The organism is Agromyces humi (assembly GCF_009720255.1).
GTDB lineage: Bacteria > Actinomycetota > Actinomycetes > Actinomycetales > Microbacteriaceae > Agromyces > Agromyces humi.
In genome coordinates, this window is the sequence record NZ_WJSP02000257.1 from 1 (window position 1) to 5,395 (window position 5,395).

A 5,395-nucleotide genomic window follows, 5' to 3' on the forward strand; every position below is an offset into this window, starting at 1 on the left:
ACCTCGCCCTCGAGCGCGACCGGCGGTGGCGCTCCCCCGCCGACGGCCCGCAGGTCGGGCGCGGCCGGTGGCGCGAACTCCTCGATCCACACCCCGAGCGCGCGCCGCAGCGGTTCGCCGAGGTAGCCGCCGAGCCGTACGTGCAGGTGCTCGTCGGTGATGCCGGTGCCGAACCCGACGACCAGCGTGCCCCCGGCCTCGGCGAACGCGGCGAGGTTGTCGAGCTGCGCGTCGGTCGCGACGAAGTGGGTGGGGGCGACGATGAGGCGGTAGCCCGACAGGTCGGCGTCAGCCCGCACGAAGTCGACCGTGACGCCGAGCGAGGTGAGCGCGTGATGCCAGGCGAAGAGGGTCTCGAGATAGGAGACCGTCGTCGGCGAGGCCGGCTGCTCGACGGCCCACCAGCTGTCCCAGTCGAGGGCGATCGCGACCTGGGTGGGCACGCGGCTGCCCTCGAGGCCGACCTCGGGCCCCGACAGCCGCTGCAGCTCCCCGCCGAGCTGCTCGATCTCGCGCCAGACCCTGGTGTCGGTGCCGCCGTGCGGCACCATGCCCGAGTGGAACTTCTCCGAGCCCGCGGCCGACTGCCGCCACTGGAAGAAGAGGATGCCGTCGGCGCCACGGCCGACCGACTGGTACGACCAGGCGCGCATCTGCCCGGGCGCCTTCGCCGCGTTCTGGGGTCGCCAGTTCACCGCGCCGGGTGACTGCTCCATGAGCAGCCACGGCGCTCCGTCGCCGAGCGAGCGCATGAGGTCGCGCACCATGGCGGCGTACCGCGGCGAGATCGGGTCGGCCGGGTCGGGGTAGGTGTCGTCCGAGACGACGTCGACCTCGCGCGCCCACTTCCAGTAGTCGACGGGCTTGAAGAAGCCCATGAAGTTCGTGGTGACCGGCACGTCGGACGCCGCGCGGATCACCTCGACCTCCGACCGGTAGCAGGCCAGCAGCTCGTCGCTCGAGAACCGGTCGAAGTCGAGCAGCTGCGTCGGGTTGCGGAACGTCGGGGCGGCGCGCGGCGGCTCCACCTCGTCGAACGCGTCGTAGCGCTGCGACCAGAACGCCGTGCCCCAGGCGCGGTTCAGCTCGTCGATCGATCCGTACTTCGCCTCGAGCCACGTGCGGAACGCCGCGGCCGACACCTCGCAGTAGCAGTGGCTCACGTGGCATCCGTACTCGTTGTTCACGTGCCAGAGCTCGAGGGCCGGATGCTGCGCGTACCGCTCCACCATTCGCGAGACGAGCTGCCGCGCCCGGTCCCGGTACACGGGCGAGCTGGGGCAGTACTGCTGGCGGCTGCCGACCGCGAGCCGCACGCCGTGCTCGGTGACGGGCAGGGTATCGGGATGCCGCTTCGCGAGCCATGGGGGCGGCGACGCGGTGGCGGTGGCCAGGTCGACGCGGATCCCGCCGGCGTGCAGCGTGTCGAGCACGTCGTCGAGCCAACCGAAGTCGTACTCCCCCGGGCGGGGCTCGAGCCGGGCCCAGGAGAACACGCCCACCGTGGCGAGGGTGATCCCGCCGCGCTGCATGAGCGTGACATCCTCGTCCCACACCTCACGTGGCCACTGCTCGGGGTTGTAGTCGCCGCCGTACCAGATCGTCACGTTCGTGCCCTCTCGGTCAGAGTCATCGGTGCCATGGGTCCATCATTCCTTCACGCTCCCGGTTGCGAGCCCGGACTGCCAGTACCGCTGGAGGAACAGGAATGCGAGCACCAGCGGCACGATGGACACGAGCGAGCCGGTGATCACCGTGGAGAACAGCGCCTGTGAGCCGCCGCCCTGGCTCGCCGCCGCCTGGAGTTGCGCGAGGCCGACGGTGATCGGGTACAGGTCCGAGCTGTTCAGCATGATCAGGGGAAGGAAGTAGTTGTTCCAGGTCGCGACGAGCGAGAAGAGGAACACGGTGACGAGGCCCGGCCCGAGCAACCGCAGTCCCACTTGCCAGAAGATGCGGAACTCTCCGGCGCCGTCGACCCGCGCCGCCTCGATGAGGCCGTCGGGGATGGCGTCGGCGGCGTACACCCGCATGAGGTACACCCCGAACGGGCTGACCAGCGACGGGATGATGACCGCCCACGGGGTGTCGGTCAGGCCGGCCGACGAGAACAGCAGGTACGTGGGCAGCGCCAGCGCCGTGAGCGGGATCATGATCGCGCCGAGCGTCGCGCTGAAGAGCGCCTTCTTTCCGGGGAACTCGTACTTCGCGAACGCGTAGCCCGCCATGGTGGAGAGCAGCGTCGCACCCACCGCCGCGCTGATCGAGTAGACGAAGGTGTTGACCAGCCAGCGCGTGAAGATCCCGTCACGGACGCTGAAGAGGGTCTGCAGGTTCTCCCAGAGCGAGAAGTCCCCGCCGAACCACAGGCCGAACGTCGAGAACAGCGCGGCGTTGTCCTTCGTCGAGGAGACGAGCAGCCACCACAGCGGCAGGACGAAGTAGAGCACGCAGAGCCAGAGCAGCACGGTGAGCAGCGTGCTCCTGCGCCGCTCGGGCGCGAAGTGCCGTGCGGCGCGACGCGAGCCCGTGGCGTCGCCGATCGTCACCGCGGCGCGGGTCTCGGTCGAGGTCATGTCAGTCTCCGTTCACGCCGCTCGCGACGTTGCGCGCCGAGCTGGACGAGGTACGACAGCACGGCGATCACGATTCCCAGGAGGAACGCGATGGACGCCGCGTAGTTCAGCTCCTGGTTCACGAACGCGAGGTTGTAGGCGTAGAAGTTCGGCGTGTACGAGTTGATCACCACGTTGGGAGCGATGATCGACAGCAGGCTCGGTTCGGCGAACAGCTGGAACGATCCGATGACCGAGAAGATGATCGTCAGCAGGATCGCCGGGCGGATCGCCGGGATCTTGATGCTCCAGGCGAGCCGGAACTGCCCGGCGCCGTCGATCTCGGCGGCCTCGTAGAGCTCGGCGGGGATCGACCGGAGCGCCGCGTACATGATGATCATGTTGTAGCCGACGAACTCCCACGTGACGATGTTCATCATCGAGCCGAGCATGTTCTCGGCCGAGAGGAACTCGGGCGTTCCGAAGCCGAGCGCGCGCGACATCTGCGCGAGGGGCCCGAAGTCGGGACCGTACAGGTAGCCCCACATGAGCGTCGCGACGACGGCGGGCACGGCGTAGGGCATGTAGATGAGGAGGCGGATGGCCTTCGATCCGCGGGCGCGGAAGCTGTCGAGCGCCAGGGCGAAGAACAACGCCAGGCCGAGCATGATCGGCACCTGGACGATGAAGAACAGCCCCACCCGGCCGAGTCCCTCGAGGAACAGCGGATCCGTGAGCGCACGCACGTAGTTGCCGAGGCCGGTGAACACCTCGCCGCCGATGAGCTTGCTCTCGAAGAGGCTCAGGTATCCCGAGTACACGAGCGGGATGACGAGCATCGTGATGAACACCACGAAGAACGGCAGGAGGAACAGGTAGGCGGCACGGTACTGCTTGCGCTTGGCCGTGCTCGTGCGGCGCTTCGGCGGTGAGGCGGCGACGGTGGCGGGACGCTCGGCGCTGAGCGCCGGGGTGGACGACATGGCGACTCCTTCTCTGGATGGGCGGGAGGGTGCGGGGCGCCCGCCGATGTGGCAGGCGAGCGCCCCGCCGGCACTCACTCGACGGTGAAGCCCTGGTCCTCCGCGTACTTCACGAGCTGGTCCTGCCAGGCGTCGAGCGCCGCGGCGATGTCGCCCTTGTCGGCGATCACGGTGCCCATCGTCTCCTCGTAGGTGGAGTACACGTAGTCCATGAACGGCAGCCACTGGAAGTCCGTGTCGACGGTGGTGGAGATCTCGGCGAAGAGCTTGTTGACCTCCTGGCCGCCGTAGAACTCGGATGCCTGGTCGACGAACGCGGGGTCCTCCAGCACGGAGACCTGCGGCGGGAAGAGGAACTGCTCGGTCGCGAGCCTCATCGCCGACTCCTCGTCGTTGTTGATGAACTTCGCGAGCTCGTAGGCGGCGATGGGGTTCTTGCTCGACGCGAGGACCGCATCCGACGAGCCGCCCCAGTTGCCCGAGACCTCGGTGCCCTCCTCCCACTGCGGCAGCGGGGCCGCGCGCCAGAGTCCCGACGTGTTCTCAGCCGTGCCCTGCAGGAAGATCGGCCCCCACGCCGCGGTCAACCAGCCGGCGTACTTGCCGCTCGCGAGGCCCTGGTACCACGTGTCGTTGAAGTCGACGTCGGTGGAGATGAGGTCCTGCTGGATCAGGTCGGTCCAGTAGCTCGCGACCTGCTTGGCCTCGTCGCTGTTGACGTCGATCGTGACGGTGTCCGTGCCGTTGTAGCCGAACGGCTTGACGCCCGCCTGCCAGAAGAAGCCGATCATCTGGCCGGCCTGGGTGGCGCCGAGGTTCGAGATGTACGAGCCCGTGGCATCCTTCACGGCCTTCGCCGCGGTCGCGTACTCGTCCCACGTGGCGGGCGGCTCGGTGATGCCGGCCTTCGCCAGGATGTCCTCGCGATAGAGGTTGCCCATCGGCCCGACGTCCTGCGGGATCGCCCAGACCTCCTCGTCGGGCGAGACCTGGTTCCACGCCCAGTCGACGTAGTCGCCCGACAGGTCGTCCGCGCCGTACGGCGTGAGGTCGAGCAGCGACTCGGGCAGCACGAACGAGGGGATGTACTGGTACTCGATCTGCGCGACATCCGGTGCGCCCTCGCCGGCCTCGATCGCGCTGCGCAGCTTCTGGTAGTGCGGCAGGCCCTGGCCGACGTTCTCGACCTTGACGTCGATGGCGGGGTACTTCTCCTCGAAGAGCTTCACCTCGTTCTCGATGTCGGGCACCCACGTCCAGAAGGTGAGCTCCGTGGGCGTCTCCATGGCCTTGTCGATGTCCTCCTGGCTGACCGGCCCCTGGTCCGATCCGCCGCCGCCACTGGGGCTGCACCCCGACATGACGAGCGCGATGGAAGCGGCGCCGGTCATCAGCGCCAGTGCTGTTCTGCGTGCCTTCTTCATGATGACTCTTTCTGTGGTTGCGTCGGATCACACGATCCCTTGGTGCTCACTCGCCGACGAAGGTCCGCGTCGACCAGGCCGGCAGTGAGACATCGGTGCCCGTCCGGAGCCGGTCTCCGGTGACGGGGTCGGTGACGGATGCCGCGAGCGTGACGGCCTGCGGCTCCCATCCCCAGTTGAAGACGAACCAGGCCCGGCGCCCGTCGGGGAGGGCGCTGCGCCTCCGAGTCGCGGAACGAGTCCTTGTTCGAGAGCCGCGCCAGCGCCATCTCTCGAGGCGACCCGGACACGCTGATCGGGCCGGTGCGTCACCCACCTCCCCTCCGTCCCCGCCGAGATCAACCTCCCGGCAGCTCCGTGGGCGGGAGAGCTCACCGACAACACCCTCGAGCGGCACATCGCGCTCGCACACCAGCAGCACCGGCAGGCGGTC

Annotated in this window: 5 protein-coding genes; all 5 read right to left on the minus strand. The window is 68.5% G+C overall.

Translation table 11 applies throughout. The annotated features are described in order from the left end of the window. Positions 1-1,607 (minus strand): beta-galactosidase (locus tag GH736_RS16395; protein ID WP_159605233.1); only part of this gene is annotated, 1,607 nt, incomplete at its 3' end. A 42-nt stretch (positions 1,608-1,649) separates the two neighbouring features. Next, positions 1,650-2,576 (minus strand): carbohydrate ABC transporter permease, encoded by a 927-nt coding sequence (locus GH736_RS16400; RefSeq protein ID WP_159605235.1) that lies wholly within the window; start codon positions 2,574-2,576, stop codon positions 1,650-1,652. Further along, entirely contained in the window at positions 2,573-3,538 is a 966-nt protein-coding gene (locus GH736_RS16405) for a carbohydrate ABC transporter permease (RefSeq protein ID WP_159605237.1), read from the minus strand. The genes GH736_RS16400 and GH736_RS16405 overlap by 4 nt, the downstream gene beginning before the upstream one ends. A gap of 74 nt (positions 3,539-3,612) precedes the next feature. Beyond that, positions 3,613-4,962 carry an extracellular solute-binding protein gene (locus GH736_RS16410; protein ID WP_235934352.1) on the minus strand — a complete coding sequence of 450 codons (1,350 nt, stop codon included), beginning with the start codon at positions 4,960-4,962 and terminating at the stop codon, positions 3,613-3,615. A gap of 46 nt (positions 4,963-5,008) precedes the next feature. After that, positions 5,009-5,383: a Beta-galactosidase C-terminal domain gene (locus GH736_RS25770; RefSeq protein ID WP_407922360.1), complete on the minus strand. Its 375-nt coding sequence runs from the start codon at positions 5,381-5,383 to the stop codon at positions 5,009-5,011. Between the last annotated feature and the right edge of the window lie 12 nt (positions 5,384-5,395).

Excerpts from the sequence above, each read along its gene's own strand:
- GH736_RS16400 (WP_159605235.1), bottom strand. The coding sequence starts at position 2,576 with ATGACCTCGACCGAGACCCGCGCCGCGGTGACGATCGGCGACGCCACG.
- GH736_RS16405 (WP_159605237.1), bottom strand. The coding sequence starts at position 3,538 with ATGTCGTCCACCCCGGCGCTCAGCGCCGAGCGTCCCGCCACCGTCGCC.
- GH736_RS16410 (WP_235934352.1), bottom strand. The coding sequence starts at position 4,962 with ATGAAGAAGGCACGCAGAACAGCACTGGCGCTGATGACCGGCGCCGCT.